The sequence below is a fragment of the Curtobacterium citreum genome (assembly GCF_006715175.1).
Classification (GTDB): domain Bacteria; phylum Actinomycetota; class Actinomycetes; order Actinomycetales; family Microbacteriaceae; genus Curtobacterium; species Curtobacterium citreum.
Window position 1 is genome coordinate 75,162 of record NZ_VFMQ01000001.1, and the last position, 23,118, is coordinate 98,279.

At 74.4% G+C, this 23,118-nt stretch carries 22 protein-coding genes; 10 read left to right on the forward strand and 12 right to left on the reverse strand.

Going from position 1 to position 23,118, the window contains the following annotated elements; all coding sequences use genetic code 11:
• The first annotated feature begins 20 nt into the window (after nucleotides 1-20).
• A complete protein-coding gene (locus FB462_RS00340; protein ID WP_141859424.1) occupies nucleotides 21-440 on the forward strand; it encodes a VOC family protein in 420 nt (139 codons plus the stop codon).
• A gap of 146 nt (nucleotides 441-586) precedes the next feature.
• On the opposite strand, the gene FB462_RS00345 is transcribed toward FB462_RS00340, so the two are convergent.
• The gene (locus FB462_RS00345) at nucleotides 587-1,405 is read right to left on the reverse strand and encodes a putative RNA methyltransferase (RefSeq protein ID WP_141859426.1); all 819 of its coding nucleotides are present in this window, start codon (nucleotides 1,403-1,405) and stop codon (nucleotides 587-589) included.
• A gap of 35 nt (nucleotides 1,406-1,440) precedes the next feature.
• On the opposite strand from FB462_RS00345, the gene FB462_RS00350 reads away from it, so the two are divergent.
• The 5 genes from FB462_RS00350 (at nucleotide 1,441) to FB462_RS00370 (ending at nucleotide 8,108) form a co-directional block, all read left to right on the forward strand.
• Nucleotides 1,441-2,196, forward strand: a complete 756-nt coding sequence (locus tag FB462_RS00350; RefSeq protein ID WP_141859429.1) for an SDR family NAD(P)-dependent oxidoreductase — start codon at nucleotides 1,441-1,443, stop codon at nucleotides 2,194-2,196.
• A 25-nt stretch (nucleotides 2,197-2,221) separates the two neighbouring features.
• Entirely contained in the window at nucleotides 2,222-2,833 is a 612-nt protein-coding gene (locus FB462_RS00355; RefSeq protein WP_141859431.1) for a CG0192-related protein, read from the forward strand.
• Between the two features lie 82 nt (nucleotides 2,834-2,915).
• Nucleotides 2,916-3,590, forward strand: coding sequence for a 4-phosphopantetheinyl transferase (locus tag FB462_RS00360; protein ID WP_141859433.1), 675 nt, complete (start codon nucleotides 2,916-2,918; stop codon nucleotides 3,588-3,590).
• A gap of 46 nt (nucleotides 3,591-3,636) precedes the next feature.
• Entirely contained in the window at nucleotides 3,637-7,032 is a 3,396-nt protein-coding gene (locus FB462_RS00365; protein WP_141859435.1) for a thioester reductase domain-containing protein, read from the forward strand.
• Between the two features lie 149 nt (nucleotides 7,033-7,181).
• Complete coding sequence (locus tag FB462_RS00370) at nucleotides 7,182-8,108, forward strand: aldo/keto reductase (protein WP_141859437.1); 927 nt, start codon at nucleotides 7,182-7,184, stop codon at nucleotides 8,106-8,108.
• Nucleotides 8,109-8,239: 131 nt separating this feature from the next.
• On the opposite strand, the gene FB462_RS00375 is transcribed toward FB462_RS00370, so the two are convergent.
• The 7 genes from FB462_RS00375 to FB462_RS00405 form a co-directional block, all read right to left on the reverse strand.
• Nucleotides 8,240-8,443 carry a hypothetical protein gene (locus FB462_RS00375; protein WP_141859439.1) on the reverse strand — a complete coding sequence of 68 codons (204 nt, stop codon included), beginning with the start codon at nucleotides 8,441-8,443 and terminating at the stop codon, nucleotides 8,240-8,242.
• 70 nt (nucleotides 8,444-8,513) lie between these two features.
• A complete protein-coding gene (locus tag FB462_RS00380) occupies nucleotides 8,514-8,744 on the reverse strand; it encodes a hypothetical protein (protein WP_058740758.1) in 231 nt (76 codons plus the stop codon).
• Nucleotides 8,745-8,778: 34 nt separating this feature from the next.
• Nucleotides 8,779-11,991 (reverse strand): GH92 family glycosyl hydrolase, encoded by a 3,213-nt coding sequence (locus FB462_RS00385; protein WP_229666844.1) that lies wholly within the window; start codon nucleotides 11,989-11,991, stop codon nucleotides 8,779-8,781.
• A gap of 52 nt (nucleotides 11,992-12,043) precedes the next feature.
• Complete coding sequence (locus tag FB462_RS00390; protein ID WP_141859441.1) at nucleotides 12,044-13,675, reverse strand: serine/threonine-protein kinase; 1,632 nt, start codon at nucleotides 13,673-13,675, stop codon at nucleotides 12,044-12,046.
• Nucleotides 13,676-13,685: 10 nt separating this feature from the next.
• Nucleotides 13,686-14,576, reverse strand: coding sequence for a phosphatase PAP2 family protein (locus FB462_RS00395; protein ID WP_141859443.1), 891 nt, complete (start codon nucleotides 14,574-14,576; stop codon nucleotides 13,686-13,688).
• Nucleotides 14,577-14,642: 66 nt separating this feature from the next.
• Nucleotides 14,643-16,328 (reverse strand): bifunctional 3'-5' exonuclease/DNA polymerase, encoded by a 1,686-nt coding sequence (locus FB462_RS00400; protein ID WP_141859445.1) that lies wholly within the window; start codon nucleotides 16,326-16,328, stop codon nucleotides 14,643-14,645.
• A gap of 179 nt (nucleotides 16,329-16,507) precedes the next feature.
• Nucleotides 16,508-16,729: a hypothetical protein gene (locus FB462_RS00405; RefSeq protein ID WP_058741316.1), complete on the reverse strand. Its 222-nt coding sequence runs from the start codon at nucleotides 16,727-16,729 to the stop codon at nucleotides 16,508-16,510.
• A 130-nt stretch (nucleotides 16,730-16,859) separates the two neighbouring features.
• Here FB462_RS00405 and FB462_RS00410 point away from each other — a divergent pair, with 130 nt between their 5' ends.
• Both FB462_RS00410 and FB462_RS00415 read left to right on the forward strand, forming a co-directional pair.
• A complete protein-coding gene (locus FB462_RS00410) occupies nucleotides 16,860-17,081 on the forward strand; it encodes a hypothetical protein (RefSeq protein WP_058741315.1) in 222 nt (73 codons plus the stop codon).
• Nucleotides 17,082-17,382: 301 nt separating this feature from the next.
• On the forward strand, nucleotides 17,383-17,652 hold the full coding sequence (locus tag FB462_RS00415; RefSeq protein WP_058741314.1) for a GlsB/YeaQ/YmgE family stress response membrane protein: 270 nt from the start codon (nucleotides 17,383-17,385) through the stop codon (nucleotides 17,650-17,652).
• Nucleotides 17,653-17,777: 125 nt separating this feature from the next.
• Here FB462_RS00415 and FB462_RS00420 read toward each other — a convergent pair whose 3' ends face one another.
• Nucleotides 17,778-19,151 (reverse strand): L-serine ammonia-lyase, encoded by a 1,374-nt coding sequence (locus tag FB462_RS00420; protein ID WP_141859447.1) that lies wholly within the window; start codon nucleotides 19,149-19,151, stop codon nucleotides 17,778-17,780.
• An 86-nt stretch (nucleotides 19,152-19,237) separates the two neighbouring features.
• Between FB462_RS00420 and FB462_RS00425 the strand changes: the two genes are divergently transcribed.
• The gene (locus tag FB462_RS00425) at nucleotides 19,238-20,056 is read left to right on the forward strand and encodes a shikimate 5-dehydrogenase (protein WP_141859449.1); all 819 of its coding nucleotides are present in this window, start codon (nucleotides 19,238-19,240) and stop codon (nucleotides 20,054-20,056) included.
• 58 nt (nucleotides 20,057-20,114) lie between these two features.
• Here the strand turns inward: FB462_RS00425 and FB462_RS00430 are convergent, their stop codons facing one another.
• Genes FB462_RS00430 through FB462_RS00440 form a run of 3 tightly spaced genes read right to left on the reverse strand, consistent with a single transcriptional unit; the run spans nucleotide 20,115 to nucleotide 22,725 of the window.
• A complete protein-coding gene (locus FB462_RS00430) occupies nucleotides 20,115-20,558 on the reverse strand; it encodes an SRPBCC family protein (RefSeq protein WP_058741311.1) in 444 nt (147 codons plus the stop codon).
• A 2-nt stretch (nucleotides 20,559-20,560) separates the two neighbouring features.
• The gene (locus tag FB462_RS00435) at nucleotides 20,561-22,006 is read right to left on the reverse strand and encodes a phytoene desaturase family protein (RefSeq protein WP_141859451.1); all 1,446 of its coding nucleotides are present in this window, start codon (nucleotides 22,004-22,006) and stop codon (nucleotides 20,561-20,563) included.
• A 35-nt stretch (nucleotides 22,007-22,041) separates the two neighbouring features.
• Nucleotides 22,042-22,725 (reverse strand): hypothetical protein, encoded by a 684-nt coding sequence (locus FB462_RS00440; protein ID WP_141859453.1) that lies wholly within the window; start codon nucleotides 22,723-22,725, stop codon nucleotides 22,042-22,044.
• A gap of 101 nt (nucleotides 22,726-22,826) precedes the next feature.
• Here FB462_RS00440 and FB462_RS00445 point away from each other — a divergent pair, with 101 nt between their 5' ends.
• Nucleotides 22,827-23,102 carry a hypothetical protein gene (locus FB462_RS00445; RefSeq protein WP_141859455.1) on the forward strand — a complete coding sequence of 92 codons (276 nt, stop codon included), beginning with the start codon at nucleotides 22,827-22,829 and terminating at the stop codon, nucleotides 23,100-23,102.
• Nucleotides 23,103-23,118: the final 16 nt, after the last annotated feature.

Here is a 23,118-nt window from a genome sequence, read left to right on the forward strand (position 1 = left end):
ATGCCCGACATCCTCGTCCCATGAGCATCGAGATCACGACCCACATCAACTTCGACGGACAGGCCCGCGAGGCCCTCGACTTCTGGGCGGCTGCCTTCGGCGGCACCGTGCAGGCGACCACCTACGGCCAGATGGGCGCGTCGCAGGACCCGGCCTGGGCCGACCGGATCGTCTTCGGACAGGTCACCACCGAGGCCGGCTTCCGCATCATGGCGTTCGACGTCTGGCCGGACCAGCCGTACGACCAGGGCACGAACGGCTTCTACGTCTTCGTGCACGGCGACGACGCGGACGAGGTCACCCGGTACTGGGACGGGCTGTCCGATGGCGCCGAGGTGCGGCAGCCGCTCGGGCCGTCGCCGTGGGCGCCGCTCGCCGGTCAGCTGCGCGACCGGTTCGGGGTCGTGTGGCAGCTGGACGTGGCGGCGCTGCAGGGCTGAGGCACGGCGCGGGTGCGTCGGCGCTGCCGCGTCAGCGCTGCCGCGTCAGCCTCGTCGATGGAGCAGGAGACGTCGGGTCCGTCCCGGGCGACCCGACGTCTTCTGCTCCACGAACGCACGGGCACCGCACCAGACGCGCGGCGCCCTCAGCCCACCGGCGTCCAGGTACTCACCGTCACCGCCGCCGTGACGGTCGCCGACCCGAAGGTCCGCTCCGGGTCCACGTGGTGGTGACTCGGCCCCATGTGCACCACGTCGTGCACGTCCTCCGCGGTCAGCTCCATCGTCCACGTCAGGTCGTTCGAGCTCCGCAGCACGAACGACGGCGTCAGCGAGTCGTGCAGCCGCCGCTCCTTCTCCGGGTCCACCGCGATCGTCGCCTCGGCGAGCTCCGCCAGGTGGCCGGTCCGCGGGGTCACCACCGCCAGGGCCCCCGCCGGGTGCAGCACCCGCGCGTACTCCCGCTGGTTGCGTGGCGCGAAGACGTCCAGCACGACCGCGGCCACGTCGTCGACGGCCGGGAGGCGCTCGGTCACGTCCGCGACGACGGCTCCCGCCCGCGGGTGGATGCGCGCGGCACGACGGATCGCCACGGCGGACAGGTCCAGCGCGACGCCGAGGCGGTCGGCCGCGGCCCCGGTCTCGAGGGCGTGGGCCAGGTACGTGCCGGGCCCGGACCCGACGTCGAGCACGACGCCGGGCGCCGTCGTCTCGGCGACCACCGCGGCGAGCGCCCGCTCCACCGGGGCGTAGTGCCCGCGGCCGAGGAAGCGCAGCCGGGCGTCGACCATCGCGGGCGTGTCCGCGGTCAGTGCGCGGCGCTTCGCGGGCAGCAGCGTCAGGTGGCCCTGCTTCGCCTCGTCGTACCGGTGTCCGGTCGTGCAGCCCACCGAGCCGTCGGCGACGCGGGCGAGCGGCTCGGCGCAGACGGGGCAGGCGAGCACGGGGAGCAGGTCGTCGCGCACCCCCACAGCGTACGCAGCCTCGCTACCCTGGCCCGATGTCGCTCGAGCAGCTCTTCGGTCTGGACGGACGTCGCACCCTGGTGACCGGCGGGAGCTCCGGCATCGGGCGGGCGATCGCGGAGGCACTGGCGGACGCCGGGGCGCACGTCGTGGTCGCAGCCCGGACACGCTCCACCATCGACGAGACCGTCGCCGCGATCGAGCACGCGGGCGGATCCGCCACGGGTCTCGTCGCGGACCTGTCGACCCGGGGCGGCGCCCACGCCCTGGCCGATGCCGTCGGTGAGGTCGACGTCCTGGTCAACTCGGCGGGGGTCAACCTGCGCCCGCCGATGCCGGAGCTCGACGAGGCCACCTGGGACGCGACGATGGCCGTGAACCTGGATGCACCGTTCGTCCTCGGGCAGCGGCTCGCGCCGGGCATGGCGGCACGCGGGTACGGCCGGATCATCGGCATCAGCTCGCAGCAGGCCCACCGACCGTTCGCCGCGAGCGGCGCGTACGGGGTCTCCAAGGCCGCCCTGGAGGCGCTGGTCCGGTCGCAGGCAGAGGCCTGGTCGGGCCGTGGGGTCACCGCCAACGTCCTGGTGCCGGGTTTCGTGCAGACCGCGCTGAACCGACGGCTCTCCGCCGATCCGGAACGGGTCGCCGCGCTCGCGGCCCGCACGCTCGTCGGCCGGAACGGCGAGGCCTCGGACTTCGCGGCCGCGGCGGTCTTCCTCGCCGGGCCCGGGTCCGCCTACGTCACGGGACAGTCGATCGCGGTCGACGGCGGGTTCTCGGTGCACTGAGGCGACGGCTCGGTAGCGTCGGTCCATGGCCGTCATCCACCGCGCGACACTCCGACCGTCCAAGGCCGAGGCCCTCGCCGCCTGGCTCCCGGCCCAGCCGTGGAGCGGCCTGACGGCGGGCGATCCCGTCGAGGTCGTGACGCGCTTCCGCTTCGACGACCCCGCGGGCGAGGTCGGCGTCGAGGTGCTCCTCGTGCAGACCCCGGACGGCCGGCTCCTGCACACGCCGCTGACGTACCGCGGAGCGCCGCTCGACGCTGCTCGGGCGCACCTCGTCACCGAGATGGACCACTCCGTGCTCGGTCGCCGCTGGGTGTACGACGCCGCCGGTGACCCGGTCTACGCCGACGTCGTGCGGCGCGCGATCGCGACGGGCGGCCACGAGGCCGAGCTCGAGCGCGCCGACGGCACCGGACACCTCGACAAGGAGGGAACGGCGCACGGCAGCGGCACGGCGGCGGTCTCCCCCACGGTGACGACGGTCGCGGCGCACACCGACGGCACCGAGACGACCGTCCGGACCGACCACGGCGACCTCGTGGTGCTCCGGGTCGTCGGTCTCCCGGTCCCAGAAGGCGAGACCTTGACCGCGGCGTGGGGCGACCGGCACGCGGTCGTCGCGGTGCTGCCCGCCTGACCGACGTCGCGGACGCTCCCCGACCCCGCCGGCAACGTGCCCCGTTCGGGGGACTCCGAGGGAACCGGCGTCTGATTGCAATGTGCAACTTCGACGGAGGTCCCCCTGGTCGGCGCTCCTGCCCGCCTCGGTGGTCGTCGCGACCGCGACGCAGGACCTCGAGGGGACCCTCGCCGACGACGAGGCGGCCGCGGTCGCAGGAGCGCTGCCCGCCCGCCGAGCGGAGTTCCTGACCGGACGGCTGCTCGCCCGCCGCGCCCTGGCGGCGACCGGGATCCGCGCGGGGACCCTGCCGGTCGCGCGGGACGGCGCGCCCGTCTGGCCCGAGGGGGTCGTCGGCACGATCACGCACTGCACCGGACTCCGCGCGTGCGCCGTCGGACGCCGCGACGAGCACGCCGGCATCGGCATCGACGCGACCCCGGCGGCACCGCTGCCCGCGGGGGTGCTCGCACGCATCGCGGACCTGGACAGCACGCCGGTCACGGCCGGTCTGCGTGCGCTGCGCCGGATCGGGGTTGAGAGTCCGGACAGCGTGCTGCTCGCCGCGTCCGAAGCGGTCGCGAAGGCGCGGACCGCGGCGCACGGCGGCTGGTTCGGCATCGACGGCGCAACCGTCGAGCTGCACCGGGACGGCAGCTTCACCGCGACCGAGCGCCGGGGGCCGGCGTTCACCGCGACGGGGCACTGGGCGGTTGACCGGGGGACGGCGCTGGCGGGGGCGGCGCTGGCGGGGGCGGCGCTCCACGAGCGCTGAGACGGACGCGCAGGGGCGCGCCCGAGGAACGACGAAGGGACGAACGATGGACCAGCACCACGACGACACGTCGGTCGAGGCGGTGTTCGCGCAGCACGCGGACCGCACCGCCCTGCGGCACCGGGACGGCACGACCGTCACCGACACGAGCTTCCGGGAGCTCTGGGACCGCGCCGGGTCGGTCGCGGCCGTCCTGGGCGAGACCGTCTCGGCGGGCGACCGGGTCGCGGTGCTCGGCGCCGCGACCGCCGACGTCGTGACGCTCGAGCTCGCGGCCTGGATCCTCGGCGCGGTGACCGTGCCGCTGCAGACCAGCGCGCCGGTGTCGGCGCTCCGGGCGATCGTCGACGAGACCGAGCCGGTGTGGCTCGGCGTCGCGGCCGAGCACCTGCCGACGGCCCGGGCGGTGCTCGCGACGTCGGACGCCGCGGTGCGGACCGTGCTGCTGGACGCCGGCGACGAGGACGGGGACCAAGGCCTGCCGACGCTCGGCGCGCTCGTCGGCCGGGGCACCGACCTGTCCCGCCCGACGCCGTGGCACCCGGCTGCGGGCGAGGACCCGCTCGCGCTCCTGCTCTACACCTCCGGGAGCACCGGCACCCCGAAGGGCGCGATGTACACGCGGGCCATGGTCGAACGGCTGTGGCACGCGCTGCGGCCCGACCGCCCTACCCCGGACACCACTGCCGCCCCGACCGCCGACGTCGTCGGGTACGCCTACCTGCCGATGAGCCACCTCACCGGACGCGCCGCCGTGCTCGCCACGCTCGGCCGCGGCGGGACCCTGGCGCTCGCGACGTCCACCGACCTGTCGACCCTGTTCGAGGACCTCCGGGTGTACGCCCCGACCGAACTCGTCCTCGTGCCCCGCGTGGCCGAGATGATCCGGCAGGAGGGCGAGCGCGAGGAACAGCGCCGCCTGGCCGAGGCGGATGCGACCGACCCGGCCGCCGTCCGCGCCGCCGTGCAGGCCGACCTGCGCGTCCGAGCGCTCGGCGGACGGATCCGGCAGGCGATCTGCGCGAGCGCACCCCTGACCCCCGAGCTCCGCGCGTACGTCGAGGACTGCCTCGGGACGACCCTGCACGACCTCTACGGCTCGACCGAGGCCGGCAGCATCCTGCGCGACGGGGTCGTCCAGCAGCCGCCGGTCACCGAGCACAAGCTCGTCGACGTCCCCGAACTCGGCTACCGGACCACCGACCGACCCCACCCGCGCGGCGAGCTGCTCGTGAAGAGCACGGCCGTGATCCCCGGGTACTTCCGCCGCCCGGACGTCACCGCCGCGGTCTTCGACGAGGACGGCTTCTACCGCACCGGCGACGTGATGGCGCAGACCGGCCCGGACACGTACGCGTACCTCGACCGCCGGAACAACGTGATCAAGCTCTCGCAGGGCGAGTTCGTCGCCGTCGCCGCGCTCGAGGCGACCTACGGCGGCACTCCCGAGGTCCGCCAGGTCGCCCTGCACGGGGACAGCCGGCACGCGTTCCTGCTCGCCGTGGTCGTCCCCACCGACCCGGCGGCGACCGAGCGCGACGTCCTCGCCGCCCTGCAGCGCACCGCGCGGGAGCACGGACTCGCCCCGTACGAGGTGCCCCGCGGCGTGATCGTCGAGCCGGACCCCTTCACGGTCGAGAACGGCATGCTCTCCGACGCCCGGAAGCTCCTGCGCCCGCGCTTCACCGAGCGCTACGGCGAGCGCTTCGCCGCGGTGTACGACGCCGTCGACGCGCAGCAGAGCGGCACCCTCGTCGCGGCCCTCCGCGAGCACGTGGCCGACGAGCCGGTCGTCGACACCGTGGTCCGTGCGGCGCAGGAGTTCCTGCACGCCGAGGTCTCCCCCGAGACCGCCGCGGCCGCACGCTTCTCGGACCTCGGCGGCGACTCGCTCTCCGCCCTGACGTTCTCGGGGATCCTCGAGGACGTGTTCGACGCCGAGGTCCCCGTCGGCGTGATCACCGACCCGACGAACGACCTCGCCGCCGTCGCCGCGTTCGTCGAGCGGTCCGCCGCGGACGACCGACCGTCCGTCGCCCGCGTGCACGGCGCCGACCCGACGGTGCTGCGCGCGGCGGACCTGCGCCTCGACCGGCTGCTCGGCACCGTCCCCGAACCGGTCGGGCGGCCGAGAGCGAGCCGGGCGGCAGCGGACCCGGCAGCGAGCCGGGCAGCTGCCGCCGGGACCGACGCGGGGCCCCGCACCGTCCTGCTCACCGGCGGCAACGGCTACCTCGGCCGCTTCACGGTCATCGACTGGCTCGAGCGGCTCGCTCCCGTCGGCGGCACCCTGGTCTGCCTGGTCCGCGGTGCCGACGACGCGGAGGCCCGACGGCGCCTCGAGGCCGCGTTCGCCGCCGACCCCGCCTTCGTCGCGCGGCTCGGCGAGCTCGACGGCGCGCTCGAGGTGGTCGCCGGTGACGTCAGCGAGCCCCTGCTCGGCCTCGACGAGGCCCGGTGGCGGGACCTCGCCGCCCGCGTGGACCTCGTCGCGCACGCCGCGGCCCTCGTGAACCACGTGCTGCCGTACTCCGCGCTGTTCGGCCCGAACGTGGTCGGCACCGCCGAGGTCCTGCGCCTCGCGATCGCCGCCGGGAGCGTCCCGGTCACGTTCGTGTCGAGCGTCGCCGTCGCAGGCGGTGCCCGACCGAGCACCACCGAGGACGTCGCACCCGACGCCCCGGCCGCGCTCGACGAGCGGGCGGACATCCGTACGACGATCCCGGAGTGGACGGTCGCGGACGAGTACGCGAACGGCTACGGCGCGAGCAAGTGGGCGAGCGAGGTGCTGCTCCGCGAGGCGCACGAGCACCACGGCGTCCCCGTCGCCGTGTTCCGCTCCGACATGGTCCTGGCGCACCCCCGCTGGCGCGGCCAGGTGAACCTGCCCGACGTGTTCACGCGGCTGGTCTGGAGCGTGCTCGCGACGGGCCTCGCGCCGGCGTCGTTCGTGCAGCCCGCACCGGACGGCTCCCGGCAGCGGTCGCACTACGACGGGCTGCCCGCGGACTTCACGGCCGCGGCGATCGACGCGATCGGTGCCGCGGTCACCTCGGGCCACCACACCTACAACGTCGTGAACCCGCACGACGACGGCGTCTCGCTCGACACGTTCGTCGACTGGCTGGTCGAGGACGGGCACGCGGTCGAGCGGATCGCGGACCACGCCGAGTGGGTCACGCGGTTCCGGGAGGCCCTGACGGCCCTGCCGGACGAGGACCGCGCCCGATCGGTGCTGCCGCTCATGCACGCGTTCGCCGTCCCGGAGGCACCGCACGCCGGCTCCGCGATCCCCGCCGACGGCTTCGCCGCCGCGGTCCGCCGGGTCCGACCGCTCGGCTCCCCGACGATCCCGTCGCTCGACCACGCGCTCATCGCGAAGGTCGCGGACGACCTCGCGTTCCTGGGGCTGCTCACGCCGGCACGCGCCGGCGCGCGCTGACGGGCCGCACCCCCACCGGACGGGAGGCACGGTGCCGGCCCGGCACGCGCCTCCCGTCCGTCGCCTGGTCGCGTCGGACGCGACCGGCCTCGCCGACGGGCACCCGCAGGGCCTGCCTGCGGAGCGGCTCGGCTGGCAGGATCGAGCACGTGAAGACACTGGAGTTGCCACAGACCGACCTCACCGCGTCCGACGTCGTCGTCGGGCTCATGCGGATCAACGACATGAGCGACGAGGACATCCGGTCGCTGTACGCCGCCTCGCGGGACGGGGGCGTCACGATGTTCGACCACGCCGCGATCTACGGCGGCTGGCACGGGTGCGAGGCCCGCTTCGGCGAGGCCGTCACGCTGTCGTCCTCGGAGCGCGAGGCGATCCAGCTGCAGACCAAGGTCGGCATCCGGCAGGGGTACTTCGACTTCTCGTACGAGCACGTCATCGAGTCGGTGCACGAGTCGCTCGAGGCCCTGCGGACGGACTACGTCGACGTCCTGCTGCTGCACCGGCCCGACGCCCTGGTCGAGCCGGAGGAGGTCGCCCGCGCCTTCGACGAGCTGCACGCCGCCGGCAAGGTGCACCACTTCGGCGTCTCGAACCACACGCCCGGTCAGGTCGACCTGCTCCGCCAGCACGTCCGGCAGCCGCTGGCGTTCAACCAGGTGCAGCTGAGCATCACGCACGCGAACGTCATCGCGCAGGGGGTCGCGGCCAACATGGGCGGCCTCGACCAGTCCATCGACCGGGACAACGACATCCTGAACCACGCGCGGATGACCGGCGTGACCCTGCAGGCCTGGTCGCCGTTCCAGAAGGGGTTCTTCGACGGCGTGTTCCTGGGCGACCGGGAGCAGTACGCCGAGCTGAACGACGTGCTCGACGAGGTCGCGGCCGCGCACGGGGTGACCCCGACGGGCATCGCCGTGGCGTGGATCACCCGGCACCCCGCGCACCTCCAGGTGGTGCTCGGCACGACGAACCCGCAGCGCGTCCGGGAGGCCGCTGCCGGGTCGGACGTCGTGCTCTCCCGCGAGGAGTGGTACCGGATCTTCACCGCCGCGGGGCACACCGTCCCCTGAGCGCGCCCGGGCCTCGGCGGCGCTCGCCACAACCGGAAGCACGCCGTACCGCGGAGCCCCGTGGCGCGGCGTGCTCCCGGTTGTGCGGGAGCACGCCGAACCACCCGGCGGCCGGGGCCCCGGCGCCCGGCTCAGTCCGCGTCGCGGGGCGCGCTCGGCACGGCGACGTCCACGGGTGACACCCGGGTCGGGTCGGCGGACGCACCACCGACCACGTCGAACGAGATCCCGAGCGCGGCCGCCGTCTCGGCGTCGAGCTCCAGCCCGTCCTCGTCCACCTGGTCCTCGGGGATCGCGCGGCCCTGCGACGGGTCGAACGAGTTCGCAATCGACATGCCGGAGAGCATGCCCGCCGCGCTTGGCAATCCGCGGGGAGCACGCGGTGGGCACGCAGAGGTTCTCGACTCAGAGGTCGTCGGGGTGCAGCCGCTCACCCGCCTGCGGGCGTCGGAACACCGGGCCGCCGCCGGCCTCGTCCTCCTCGTGGTGGTCGACCGGCCCGCGGGTGGGATCGGCCGCGTCCGGACCGACGTCGGCCCCGCGGTCCTCCTCCACCTCGAGTTCGGTCGCGTCCGAACCGTCCACGGGGAGGTCGGCGCCTGGCTGTTCCGGATCGAACGGTGCACTCATCGACATGGTCGCAGCATGCTCCGGGCGGGTGGACGGCGCGTCAACGCTGTCCGTCCGCCGCGACGAGCTCGAGCTGCGTCAGGCGCAGGTCGGTCACCGCGGTGAACCGGAACGACGTGCCGACGCCCTGCAACCGGAACACCCGGGTCTGCCCCGGCCACGCGAACGCGGCGTCCCGCACCGACGCCCGGGCCTCGCCGAGCGACACGTCCCACGAGTACGACCCCGGCTCAGCCACCGTGACGGTGTACAGCGACGCGGGCACCTCCGGCACCGCGAACGCGACAGCGGACGCCGCGGCGAGCGCCGTCACGGTCCGCCCGGTGTCGTCCGCCAACGCGGCAGCATCGCCGGACACCGGCGCAGCAGCGGGCCCGGACACCGGCGCACCAGCAGCCCCGGTCACGCCGCCGGGCAGCAGGTCCCACGGCACGTCCCGGTACCCGTGCACCTCGGACGCGGACAGGGGCCGGGTGTCCGCCGCCCACCCGGCGGGCTCGTCGGACAGCGTGAACACGATCCGCGACGCCCCGACCACGACCGCGTGCGGGATGCTCACGGACGTCCACGGTTCGCCGTCGACCGTCACCGACGCGACGTACGGACCCGACGAGTCACCCGTGACCTCGATCACCGTCGGCGATCCACCCGACGCCCCACCGGCGGGCCGCAGCACCGTCCGCCGGACCGACGGCGGCACGAGCACGTACGCCCCGGTCGACGGCGTGAGCGGGTACAGCCCGATCGTCGCGAGGACGTACCAGGCGCTCATCTCGCCGTTGTCCTCGTCGCCCGGGTACCCCTGCCCGAGGTCCGACCCGACGAACAGCCGCTCCAGGCACTCCCGGACGACGCGGTGCGCCAGGTCGTGGCGCCCGGTGGCCATCGGGAAGAACGGGATGTGGTGCGCCGGCTGGTTCGACAGCCCGAGCATGCCCATCCGGACGTCGCGCGCCTCGGTCATCTCGTGGATCGCGAAGCCGTAGGACCCCGAGTGCACGGTCGCGCCGGTCTCCGGGGTCGCGAAGAACCGGTCGATCGCCGCGTCGAAGCGCTCGGGGCCGCCGTGCAGGTCGACGACGCCCGCCGGGTCGTGGGGTGCGGTGAACGCCGTTCCGTAGGCGTTGGTCTCGGTGTAGTCGTCGCCCCAGTCGCGCGGGTCGAACTCCGTCCCCACCCGCCACGAGCCGTCGGGGTCGCGGCCGACGAAGAACCCGCGCTCGGCGTCGAACACGTTCCGGTACCGCAGCGAGCGGCGCGCGAACCACTCCGCCTCGGCCTCGTACCGGGCCAGGTCGTCCGCGGTCGTCGCCCGCGATGCGAGCAGGCCCGCCATCACCGCGAGACCCCAGTCGTTGATCGCCGCGTCGAGGGTCCAGCTCATGCCCTCGTGCGTCGCCGTGTCGACGTGGCCGCGGAACACGGCCGGGAGGATCCCCTTCCGCCCGACGCGCTCGTCCCGTGCCGGGACGGTCGCGTTCCGCAGCGCGCTCCGGTAGGCGGTCGCCAGGTCGAAGCCGGTGACGCCCTTCACGGCGAGGTCCGCGAAGACCGTGTCGCTCGTGGTGCCGGTCATGCAGTCCTCGGCGCCGGGGGCACTCCACCGCGGCGTCCACCCGCCGTCCCGGAAGTGGCCGACGACCCCCTCGGCGAGCGCACCCGCCCGGTCCGGGGTGAGGAGCGCGAGGAGCGGCCAGGCGGTCCGGTAGGTGTCCCAGAACCCGTTCGTGGTGCTGAGGGTGCCCTCGACGACCTCGGGGCCCGGGGCGTCGCGGATCGGCTCGGCGAGGACGTCGCCGTACGGGGAGCGGTACCGCGGGACGCCGTCTCGTGCGGTCTCCCCCGCGGTGAGCGGGAACAGGAAGAGCCGGTACAGGCCGGAGTACAGCGAGACGAGCTGGTCCGGTGTCGCTCCCTCGACCTCGAGCGTGCCGAGGGCGGCGGTCCAGGCGGCCTCGGCCCGCACGCACATCGTGTCGACGTCCCCGGCGGCACGGGCGTTCGCGCGGGCGTCCTGGATCGAGACCGTCGAGATGCCGAGCACCACGTCGGTGTGCCCCGCGGCGGCGCCGTCGACCTGCACCCAGCCGCGGAGCATGCCGTCCCGGACGACCGTGCGGTCCGCGGTGGCTCCGGCGATCCGGACGTGCACGTGGTGCGGCGGGGTGCCGGGCCGGTCGTCGAGCAGGCACTCCACCACGGCCGTGCCGTCGACGATCGCCACCGAGACGTCGTCGACGCGGCCGTGGTGGTCGAGGACGACGGCCCGGGTGCCGGTGAACCGGAACCCCAGGGCGAACTCCCCCGCGGTCATCGTCGCGGTGACGCCCTGGTCGAGGGCGACGCGGTAGCGGTGCGGCCCGTCCTGCTCGTCGTCGTGGTCGAAGCCCAGCGCCCGGGCGGTCCGGTCGACGTCCGGCTCGTCGAGCGGGGACGGCATGAGCTGGAACACCCCGCGGTCGGCCATCCAGGGCGACGGCAGGTGGCTCGTGGCGAAGCCCTGCAGCGCGGACCGGACGCGGCCGTCCGGCTCCGTCCGGGCGTGCTCCTGGTACGCGTACGGCCAGTGTCTGCTCGACGCGTCGGTCATCGGCAGGCCGAGCACCCCGCCGTGCGGCACCCCGACGACCGGTGCGGTGTTGCCGCGCGAGGACCGCGACGACGACTGCGTGCCGCGGGTCGTGCGGACGTGGTCGATCAGCCGTGCCGGCTCCGGGCGCGCCGGTCCGATCCGGACCGCGTCGAACCAACCGCGCAGCGCCGGGCGCTCCCCGTCGTCGTCCGCAGCCGGTCCGGCGGCGCCGAGCCGTGCCTCCAGGCGGTCCACGACGGCACCGGCGAACGGCGTGAGGTCGACCGCGCGACGGTTCCACTGGTCGACCCACTGCGTCTTCGCCGCCGCCTGGGCCGCGGGCGTCAGGCCGGCGCCGTACTGGTCGTGGGCGGTGTCGCTCAGCCGTCGGCCGTCGGTCAGGACGACGTCGAGGTCGGCGGCCGTCGCGTCCCAGAAGTGCGCGAGGTCCGCCTCGTCGGGTTCGTCGTGACCGGCCGGCAGGGTGCGCTCGGGGAACCAGACCCACGACAGCTCGTCTCCGGGTGCGATCGCCCGTCCGGCGAAGCCGGGCAGGACCCCCTCGACCGTCGTCTCCCCCGCCGGGCGTTCGAGCAGCCAGGCCTCGGCCGAGTCCCAACCGACCCCGTCCCGGGCCGCCACCGCCGTCGTCGGGCCACCGCTCCGTCGCAGTTCACGCACCCGACGACCCTATTTCCTCCAGGGTGTCGACGAAACCCCTGCGCAGCCGCCGTCAGCCGACGGTCGGCGTGGTCGGCAGGGTCTCGCCGACCGTCGTGTCGGCCGGGTCCTTCTTGTCCTTGCCCTTGCCGTTGTCGTTCCCCGGCCCGCTGTTGCTGCCGGGGCCGGCGTTGCCCTGATCGGTACCGCCCTGCGGAGACTGGACCGGGTTCGAGGCGGGACCGCCCGGCTGGGGTCCGACGGTCGGGTCGTCCGCCGGCGAGCTCGGCTGCTGCTCGGGATCGCTCGGCTGCTCCTGGGGCTGGCTCGGCTGCTGCTCCGGCTCGCTGGACTGCTCCTGCGACGGCTCGCTGCTCGGTTCCTCGGCCGGTTCGCTCGACTGCTGGGTCGGCTGGCCGGACTCCGTCGGCGCCGGCGTGCTCGAGCCACCGCCCAGGGCGACGACCGCGACGACGATGCCGGCGAGCACCAGGATACCGATGACCACCGCCGCGATGACCGGCCCGCGACGGCGTCGCCCGTCGTCGTCCGTCCGTCGAGCGGACCCGCCTGCCGCAGCACCGCCTGCCGCTCCGGCCGCGGCACCGGCCGCACCGGCACCCGCACCGCCGCGCTGGGCTCCGAGCACGGTCGTCGCGACGTCGTCCTGCCCCGCTGCGCGACCGGGCTGCCCGAGCACGGCCGTCCGGTCGTACGCCTGCGTGGGCGCTTCCGTGCCGCCCGTCGGCATCGCCTGCGTCGCCTGGTCGCCGTGCGCTGCGTCCGGGGCCCCGGCATCGAGGAGCGCACCGGCGGCACCCGCGGCCGCCCCCGCTGCGCCACCGGCCGCGCGGGTCATCGTCCCCGGCCCTGCCGGCAGCAGCTGCGTGGCGGGCGCGGCGTCGTCACGGCCCAGGGCACGGAGTCGCTGCGCGGCCTCGGCGGCGCTCGGTCGGTCGGCGGGGTCCTGCGCCGTCATCACGTGCAGCAGGGTCCGCCAGGCGGTCGGCAGGTGCTGGTCGATCTCCGGGCCACGGGCGAGCCGCGCGGTCGCCGACTCCACCGCGCTGCCGGGGAACGGCCGCTTCCCGGTCAGGCACTCGAGCAGCACGAGGCCGAGCGCGTAGACGTCCGCCTTGCCGGTGACCTCGTGCCCCGTGACCTGCTCCGGCGAGATGTACGCGGCGGTGCCCATCACGGTGCCGGTGCCGGTCACCCGGGCGGCGTCACGGAGCAGGGCGATCCCGAAGTCGGCGAGCTTCACGTGCTCGCCGTCGCTCTCGAGCAGGACGTTCGCGGGCTTCACGTCGCGGTGCACGATGCCCTGCGCGTGGACCGCCGCGAGCCCGTCGGCGACCTGCGCACCGAGGCGCGCGGTGGTCGCCGGGTCGAGCACGCCCTCGTGCAGACGGGTGGCGAGGTCGCTCCCGGGGACGAGCTCCATCACCAGGTAGGAGTCGCCCTCGTCGTCGTCGAGCGCCGCGTCGTAGAGCGTGACGAGCGCGGGGCTGCGGAGCGCCGCGAGCGTGTGGATCTCGGCCTCGGCGCGGGCGCGCTCCCCGTGGTCGACGGCACCGATGCGGAAGACCTTGACCGCCACCTCGCGGCCGAGCTGCTCGTCCACCGCCCGGTAGACGGAGGCCATGCCACCGTGTCCGAGCGTCCCGGTGACGCGGTACCGACCGCCGAAGACCCGTTCTGCCATGCCCCGGAACCTACCGTGACGACCTGACCGGGGACGACCCGCGGACCGGGTCGGCACCGCGGCGCAGGGCCGTCAGGTACAGCCGGTGGGCGGTGATCACGATCGCCAGCCAGGCCGCTCCGAGGGCCCACGCCGCCAGGACGTCGGTGGTCCAGTGGTGGCCGAGGAAGACCCGCGAGACGCCGATCGACAGCACGAAGAGGGTGCCGACGACGATCGTCCACACTCGGGTCACGGTGCGGGTCTGGCGCAGGATGAGCAGGTACACGATCGTGCCGACGACCACGGTGGCGTTGAGCGTGTGACCGGACGGGAACGAGGGCGAGTGCTCGTACGGCGGCACCGCGTCGGCGAGCGGCGGACGGGCCCGGCCGATCAGGTCCTTGCCCGCGATGGTCATGAGGAGCGATCCGCCGCTCGCCGCGACGAGCAGCACGAGCGGCGTCCAGGCGCGCCGCTGGACCGTGAAGCCGACCAGGAACAGCACGGCGACGATCGGCATCCCGACCGTGCCGGCGATGTCGGTCCACCACGTGACGAGCCGGTCGGCCGTCGGGGAGCGCATCGTGAGCATCCAGTCGAGCACCGGACGGTCGAGCACGGCGACGTCGTCGTGCTCGCGGACGGCGTCGTAGACCTCGGACGCCGCCCAGGTCGCCGTGACCGCGATCCCGATGCCGACCAGGAGCGTCAGGACCAGGAGCGGCAGCGCCCCGTACCGTCGGCCGAGCGCCGCCCAGACCTCGGCGACGGCGTGCCCGGCGCGGGACCGCCACGAGGTCAGGTCGACGTCACCGACGTGCCGGTCCTGCGGGGCGGCGGCGCGCTCGGCGTCGACGACCCGGCGCGCGACGGCGTCGGCGGTGCCCTCCGGCTCCTCGTGGTCTCGCTGCTGCTGCATCGACCCACCCTGCCCGCCCGCACCTGCGAGCGCACGGCCGCGGGTGGCGCCGGCCGCGCGCGGCCGTCAGTCCTTCGCTGCCCCGTAGTCGCGGACGGTCGACACCGTGAGCGGGAACACCACGGGGAAGTCCCGGAACAGCAGGCGTCCGGCGTCCACCGCGGCGGCTCGGACCTGCTCGGCCACCCACTCGGCGTGCTCGACCGGGGTGTGCACGACGAGCTCGTCGTGCACGAAGAACACCAGGTGCGGCCCGTCGGTGACCGGCCCCGGGAACCGCGTCAGGAGCCGGGTGCGCAGGGACCCCATCCACGCGAGCGCCCACTCCGCCGCCGTGCCCTGCACGACGAAGTTCCGGGTGAACCGCCCCCAGCTCCGCGCCCGCGACTCGACGGCCCGCTGCTGCGCCGGGGTGCCGTCCACCGACCACGCCCGCGCCCGCGCCGCCGCGGACGCCGCGTCCGGCACCGGCGAGGTCCGTCCGAGCAGGGTCGTCACCGGCTCACCGCGCTCCCCCGCCCGGGCCGCCCGGTCGACCAGTCCGAGCGCCGCCGGGAACGCCCGCGCCAGCCGGGGCACGAGCCGGCCGCCGTCGCCCTGCGTCGCGCCGTACATCGCACCGAGCATCGCGCCCTTCGCCTGCTGCCGGGTCTCGACCGCACCCGAGGCCACCACGCCGTCGTACAGGTCGCGGCCGTCCCCCGCCGCCGCCATCGCCCGGTCACCGGACATCGCCGCGAGGACCCGCGGCTCGAGCTGCGCCGCGTCGGCGACCACGAACGTCCAGCCCTCGTCCGCGACGACCGCGGACCGGACCGTCCTCGGGAGCTGCATGGCGCCGCCGCCGTCCGCCGCCCAGCGCCCGGTCACCACGCCGCCGACCAGGTACTTCGGGTGGAACCGCCCGTCCTGCACCCACTCGTCGAGCCACGTCCACCCGTTCGCCGTCATCAGCCGCGACAGCTTCTTGTACTCGAGCAGCGGCGCGATGACCGGGTGCTCGAGCTCCTGCAGCTCCCACTTGCGCGTGCTCGCGACCATCAGGCCCGCCGCACGGAGGGACCGCAGCACGTCGGTCGGCGAGTCCGGGTTGAGCGTCGGGTCCGCCAGGTGCCCGCGGATCACGACGGCCAGCTCCTCGAGCCGACGGGGTCGGACGCCCGACGGGACCCGCGGGCCGAGCGCGTCCTCGAGCAGCCGCGCGTGCACGTCCGCCCGCCACGGCAGCCCGGCGTGCAGGATCTCGGCGGCGACCAGCGCACCGGCCGACTCCGCGGTGGTCAGCAGCCGCATGGCACCGGGCGCGGTGGAGGTCACGACCGCGTCGAGCTGCGCGCGCAGCTCGGCCACCGGGTCGGCCGCGTCGTCGGCCGGTGCGACCGTGAACAGCGCGTCGTCGAAGAGCGACGCCTGCGTCGGTCGGGTGACCCGTGCCTCCTGGCCGGGGTCGTCCCACGTGTCGGGCGGGGCCGCCGCGAGCGCGGTGCCCCGTGTCGCGAGCGCGCCGCGCAGGATGCGGCGCACGAGGCGCAGGTCGGTGCAGCGGCCGACGCGGCCGCCGGTCCGCAGGACGGCCGGGTACCAGCGAGCGGTGTCGTCCCAGACCCACCGGACGTCCGGTCCGTCGTGCGCCGCGACGAAGGCCGGGAGGCGCGGCTCGTCCAGGCGCGTCGGCTCGCCCGCCGACGCCCCCGCGTCGGTCAGGGGCGTCGCGGTGACGCCGCCGTCGACGCGGTGGAGGACCAGGTGCACCCTACGATCATGCCGCGCACCACCGTCCTCCCCCGCCGGGCGCGCTCGCTGCCGCTGCCGCCGCTGCTGTTCCGCGAAACGCAAGGTCGGCGGTTCCTCGCAGCGGTACTGCGCTGCGAGCAACCGCTCCCGTTGCGTCTCGCGAGCGCCGGACGCGCGGGTGTCAGGTCCGGATCGGGTCAGTCGGTTCGTGGGTCCGACGCGTCGGCGTCGCCGGGACGCACCGCGGCGGTGTCGGCGACGTCGATCCGGACGTCTCCGTCCTCGGCCCGTGAGACGGCGACCCGCGGATCGGCGTCGTGCGCGTCGGAGCCCGACATCCGGCGGAGGGTGTCCTGGCGCCGCTCCTCGAAGCTCATGTCGACGCCGTCGTCCAGGTGGTCACGGTCGGGCTCGCTCATGGCGCGGACGCTACCCGCCAGCCGCCGACCGCCCTCCGATCCCAGGGCGACCGGGCGCGGGGCAGCCGCGTGCAGGTGAGCCGCGCTCGTCGATTGGGTGCGTGAAGTGGACAGCCGCCATGATGTCCGGATGGCAACGAACACCGCGCGACCGCTCGGCTGGCGGCCGGTGGACCCGGACGAAGTGCCGATCCACGCCGTGGTCCGCTACCGGGACCGCGGGCGGACGGTCGCGGGCACCGCGGTGGACGTCCTCGACGCCGGTGACCGCCCGTCGCTCATCGTCCGCACCGACGACGGGCAGCACCATGTCGCTCCGGGGTCCACCCGCCTGGAGATGCTCGAGGACTGACTCCGGGCAACCACACGGAAATGATCCAGGAAACGCACACCAGCACGCGCTGGGAACCCATGGAGCAGGCCGGGAGTACAAGTAGTTAGTCAAACTACTGAAACGACCGGAGGACAGCGCGATGCGTACGGAACACCTCCCCACCGAGCCGATCGACATGGCTGCGCTCCTGCGCGCCCAGACGTCGTCGGCTCCGGGCAACGAACCGCTCGTCCCCGCGGTCGACCTCGCGTCCTGACGCACCCCGGGCCGGCTCCCCCGGCCCATCACGCTCCACCCCCTCGTCTGAAAGGACATCACCATGAGCTTCCTCGGCTTCATCCTCCTCGGCCTCATCGCCGGTGCCATCGCCAAGCTGATCCTCCCGGGTCGTCAGGGCGGCGGCTGGCTGGCCACCCTCGTGCTCGGCGTGATCGGTGCCCTCATCGGCGGCTGGATCGGCGGCGCGGTCTTCGGCGTCGGGTACAACGGCTTCTTCAGCATCCAGTCGTGGATCATCGCGATCCTGGGCGCGCTCGTCGTGCTCGTCATCTGGGGTCTCATCACGGGCCGTCGCGGTAGCCGCGCCTGACCGCAGCAGGACCGTCGAACGCCCCCACCGGGAACGGTGGGGGCGTTCGTGCGTCCGGTCCCAGCAGGGCGGAGGCGCAGCAGTGCGGCAGCGCAGCAGCGGCAGCGCGGCACTGCGGCAGCGCGTCAGCAGAGCGGGACGTTCACCGCGAGCCCGCCCATCGCGGTCTCCTTGTACTTCGTCGACATGTCCGCGCCGGTCTGCCGCATGGTCTCGACGACCTGGTCGAGCGAGACGTGGTGCACCCCGTCGCCCCGCAGCGCCATCCGCGCCGCGTTGATCGCCTTGTTCGCCGCGATGGCGTTCCGCTCGATGCACGGGATCTGCACGAGCCCGCCGATCGGGTCGCAGGTCAGCCCGAGGTTGTGCTCCATGGCGATCTCGGCCGCGTTCTCGACCTGCTCGGGCGTCCCACCGAGCACCTCGGCGAGCCCGGCGGCCGCCATCGACGCCGCGGAACCGACCTCGCCCTGGCACCCGACCTCGGCGCCGGAGATCGACGCCCGCTCCTTGTAGATCGAGCCGATCGCCCCGGCGGTCAGCAGGAAGCGGACCACGGCGTCGTCGCGCTCGTCCGGGGCGACCTCGGACACGTACGTGAGCGCGTAGTACAGCACCGCGGGGATGATCCCGGCGGCACCGTTCGTCGGCGCGGTGACGACCCGGCCGCCGGTGGCGTTCTCCTCGTTGACCGCCATCGCCGTCAGGTTGACCCACTCCATCGCGAACAGCGGGTCGTGGTGCGGGTCGTCGCGGGTGAGCTGCTCGTACCAGTTCGCGGCGCGCCGACGGACGGTCAGCCCGCCCGGCAGGGTCCCGGTGCGGCGGATGCTCCGGTCGACGCTCGCGCGCATCACGTCGTGCACGTGCAGGAGTCCGGCCCGGACCTGCTCCTCGGTGCGCGAGGCGGTCTCGTTCGCCATCGCGATGCCGCTGACGGGCAGGCCGGTCGCGGCGCAGGCGGCGAGCAGCTCGGCGCCGCTCGAGAACGCGTGGGGCACGGCATCGTCGACGGGGATGGCGGCCTCGGCCACGGCGCCCTCGGTGTCGCTCGTGACGAACCCGCCGCCGATCGAGTAGTACGTCTCCTCGGAGAGCACGGTGCCCGCGGCGTCGCGGGCACCCAGGCGCATCGCGTTCGGGTGCCGGGGCAGCATGGTGAGCGGGTGCAGCACGATGTCGGCCTGCCGGAAGGGCACGGTCGGTCCCCCGGCCAGCGGCAGCTCCCCCGTCCGCTCGAGCTCGGCGAGCGCGGCCGCCATCGCGTCCGGGTCGACCGTCTCCGGGTCGGAGCCCATCAGGCCGGCGAGGACCGCTCCGAGCGTGCCGTGTCCCTGCCCCGTGGACGCGAGGGAGCCGTACAGGTGGACGTCGAGCGTCGCGACGGGTGCCCCGGCCAGCCGGGCCGCGAAGGCCGCTCCGGCACGCATCGGCCCGACGGTGTGGGAACTCGACGGGCCGATCCCGACGCTGAACAGATCGAAGACGGAGACCGGCACCCCGCCACACTAACCCGTCCGGACGGGCAGGCGGTCAGCGCGCAGAGTGGACCGCTCCATCGGCATGTCCGTGGGACACTCGACCCATGCCCATCCTCAACAAGGACATGCAGGTCTGCATCTCGCTGGCCGCACGACCGAGCAACATCGGCACCCGCTTCCACAACTTCCTCTACGACGAGCTCGGGCTGAACTACGCCTACAAGGCCTTCACCACGACGGACCTGCCCGGCGCCGTGACCGGCATCCGTGCGCTCGGCATCCGCGGCTGCTCGGTGTCGATGCCCTTCAAGGAGGCGGTCATCCCCCTCGTCGACGTCGTCGAGCCGTCCGCCGAGGCGATCCGGTCCGTCAACACCGTGGTGAACGACGACGGTGTGCTCACCGCGTCGAACACCGACTACGAGGCCGTCGCGTCCCTGCTCGACACCCACGGCGTCGACCGCGCGTCCCGTGTGGTGCTCCGCGGCTCCGGGGGCATGGCGAAGGCCGTCACGGCGGCGTTCCGCGGCGCGGGCTTCGAGCGCCTGACGGTCGTCGCGCGCAACACCGAGGCCGGTCCCGCCCTCGCCGAGCAGTACGGCTTCGACTGGGTCGCGTCCGAGCAGCAGGCGCCGGACGCCGACGTCCTGGTGAACGTCACCCCGATCGGCATGCAGGGCGACGAGCAGGACGTGCTCGCCTTCGAGCAGGACCGGATCGACACCGCGACGACCGTCTTCGACGTCGTCGCCTTCCCCTCCGAGACGCCGCTGGTGCGCGCCGGACGCGCGGCCGGCAAGCAGGTGGTCACCGGGGCCGAGGTCATCGCGCTCCAGGCGGCCCGCCAGTTCGAGCGGTACACGGGGGTCGCCCTGACGGACGACCAGGTGCGGCGCGCGAGCGCCTTCAGTCGCGAAGGGTGACCGGACGACGGCCTGGAGGATCGTGGCTGGGCCCGCCACGGTCCTCCAGGCCGTCACGTCACCCGTTCCGCGACCGGCCCTCCGCGACCCAGCGGAGCCGCCGGATGCTCTCGTTGTTCCGGATCCAGATGCCCGGCTGCGCGATGAACCCCGGGACGAGCGCCCCGGGACCGCGGACCGGGTTCTCCCGCAGGGTGACCCGGCAGCCGCGCGGGTGCTCCTCGACCGTGACCTCGACGCGGGCCTCGCCCACGGGCCAGCCCTTCGCCTGGATCACCAGGCGGCGGGGCTCGTCGACCTCGAGGACGGTCGTCGTGTCGTTGATCAGGAACGGCCAGATGCCGAACGAGTGGTGCAGCTCGGTGCCGACCGCGGGCCAGCCCGGGTCCTGGCCGCGCATGCGCGAGGCGCCGACCACCCAGGTCGGGTAGAGCCAGCCGTCGCGGAGCACGTCGAAGACGTCCTCCGGGCTGCAGCGCAGGTTCCTGACGTTCTTGGCCATGGTCACTCCTCCGGTGCGAGGTCGACGTGCTCGGACAGCCCGAACGTGTGCCGCAGCACGCTCCGGGCTGCGTGCCACCCCGCCATGCCGTGCACGCCGGGCCCGGGGGCGGCCGCCTCCGAGCACAGGTACATGCCGCCGCCCATCCGCCACGGGTCGCTCGACAGGACGGGGCGCTTCACGAGCTGCCAGAAGCTCGCGGCGCCGGCGGCGATGTCCCCGCCGACGTAGTTCGGGTTGTACTCGGCCATCTGCACGGCGGTCCGGCTGGCCGACTGCAGGATCGTGTCGCGGAACCCCGGCGCGAACCGCTCGACCTGCCGCACCACCGCCTCGGTCGGGTCGACGTCCGAGCCCGCCGGCACGTGCGCGTACGCCCAGAAGACGTGCTTGCCGCGAGGCGCCCGACCGGGGTCGACCACCGTCGGCTCGCTCCCGAGGACGTACGGTCGGTCCGCGTGCCGGCCGTGCGCCACGGCGTGCTCGGCGGCCGCGATCTCCGACCGGGTCCCACCGATGTGGACCGTCCCGGCCTTCCGGAGCTCCGCGTTCGTCCACGGCACCGGGTCCGACAGGGCGAAGTCGACCTTGGCCGCCGCGTTCCCGAACCGGAAACGCCGCAGTGCCCCGCGCTTCGGCGTGGGGATCTGCTTCCCGGCGATCCGCAGCATGCCCGGCACGCTCGTGTCGAAGAGCACCGCCTTGGCCGGGGTGAGGTCGCCGAGGGACCGGATCTCCCGTCCGGTCTCGATCCGCCCGCCGTGGGCGAGCAGGTCCGCGGCGAGCGCGTCGACGATCGCCTGGCTGCCGCCGATCGGCACCGGCCAGCCCCGGGCGTGCGCGTACGAGCCGAGCGACAGGGCCGCGGCCGCGGTGGACAGCGACGGCATGTGCTGGATCGAGTGCGCGGCGACGCCGGACACCATCGCGGGGGCGACCTGCTCGCGGAAGCGCACGTTCCAGGCCGCGGAGCCCTGCTCGAGGGCCCGGAGTCCGAAGCGCAGCACGGTGAGGGGGTGCCGCGGGACGTGGAGCAGGGCGTCCGTGGCGAAGTCCGCGACCTGGTCGGCGCTGCGTGCGAGGGGTGCCATGAGGTTCCGGAACGCCGGCCCGTCGAGCCCGAGGGCCGCCGCCGTCCGGTCGATGTCCTGGTAGGCGATGCCGGCGTCACCCCGGTCGAGCGGGTGCCCGTACTGCACCTCGGGCAGCCGGAGCTCGATGCGGTCCTCCATGCGGAACAGCCGGAAGAACTCGGAATGCAGCGCCATCGGGTGCACGGCGGAGCAGACGTCGTGGTGGAAGCCCGGCAGCGTGAGCTCGGCCGTCCGGGCGCCGCCGCCGATCGTGTCGTTCCGCTCGACGACCTCGACCGACAGGCCCGCGCGTGCGAGCGTCACCGCCGCCGCGAGTCCGTTCGGTCCGGCTCCGACGACCACCGCATCCACCATGGGTCGAGCCTAGGGACCGGTGGCCTCGGGTGCGGTCAGGGGCGAGCGGCGTCCGCGTCGGCCGGGTCGGTGCCCTCGTCGGGGGCGTCGAGGTCGTCCGGTTCGTCGGCGTCCGCCGGGGTCGTCGCGGGCGACTCCCCCAGCGGGTGCTCGGCGAGCAGCGCCGCGAAGTCCTCGTCGAGCATCTGCTGCACGCGCTCGTCCCGACCGACCTCGTAGCCCTCGGTCGGACGCTGCGCCCACCCGAGCCGCCCGACGACGGTCGTGCCGATGTCGTCCCACGCCCGTGCCCGCGCCTGCAGGACGATCCCGTCGACGAAGCCCTGGTCGTCCCGGCGACGGTCGAGCATCGTCGCGAGCTGCTCGTACGTGGCCTCACGGGTGCGGAGCTTCAGGTCGTCGCCGCGCTTGTAGTCGTGCTGGTGCCGCGACCGGCCCTTCTGCTTGCTCGAGGTCGCGCGGATCTCCCGCATCCGGGCGGCGTCCCCGCGCTCCTCCTCGGCCATGCGGTGCAGTTCCTCGCGCGTGGCCTCGGCGATCACGGCGTGGTCGAAGTACCCCTGGTCACGCAGGGAGTTCGTGATGATCCGGTTCGCCACGGCGACCACGATCGCGGCCTTCGCGATGAGGAACCCCCCGTCCACGGCACGCTTCAACTCCACCTGGCTCACGGGGCGGTCGCGCACGTCGTGCTTGTTGCGTCGTCCGAACAGGGCCATGCTCCGACGATACCGGCGCTCGGCCGTCCGTCCGCAGGGGGACCCGGGGATCACACCGCGGAGGGACGCACGACCGTCGGCGGATCCGTACCGTCGAGGACATGGACACCACGCCGCACTCCCCCCGCACCGGTCTCGGGACCGCGAGCCTCGTCCTCGGCATCTGCTCGCTCCTGGCCGGCTGGACGTTCCTCGCCCCGGTCGTCGGACTGTGCCTGGGCATCGCGTCGCGGAGCCGGGAGCCACTGGCCCGCGGCCGCGCCGGCTGGGGCATCCTGCTCAACCTCGTCGCGCTCGCGGTCTGGGTCCTGCTCGTCGTGCTCCTGGTGGTCGGCGGAGCCTTCGCACTGTGGACCGGAGCGACCCAGGGCCGCTGACCCGGCACGCGCGCAG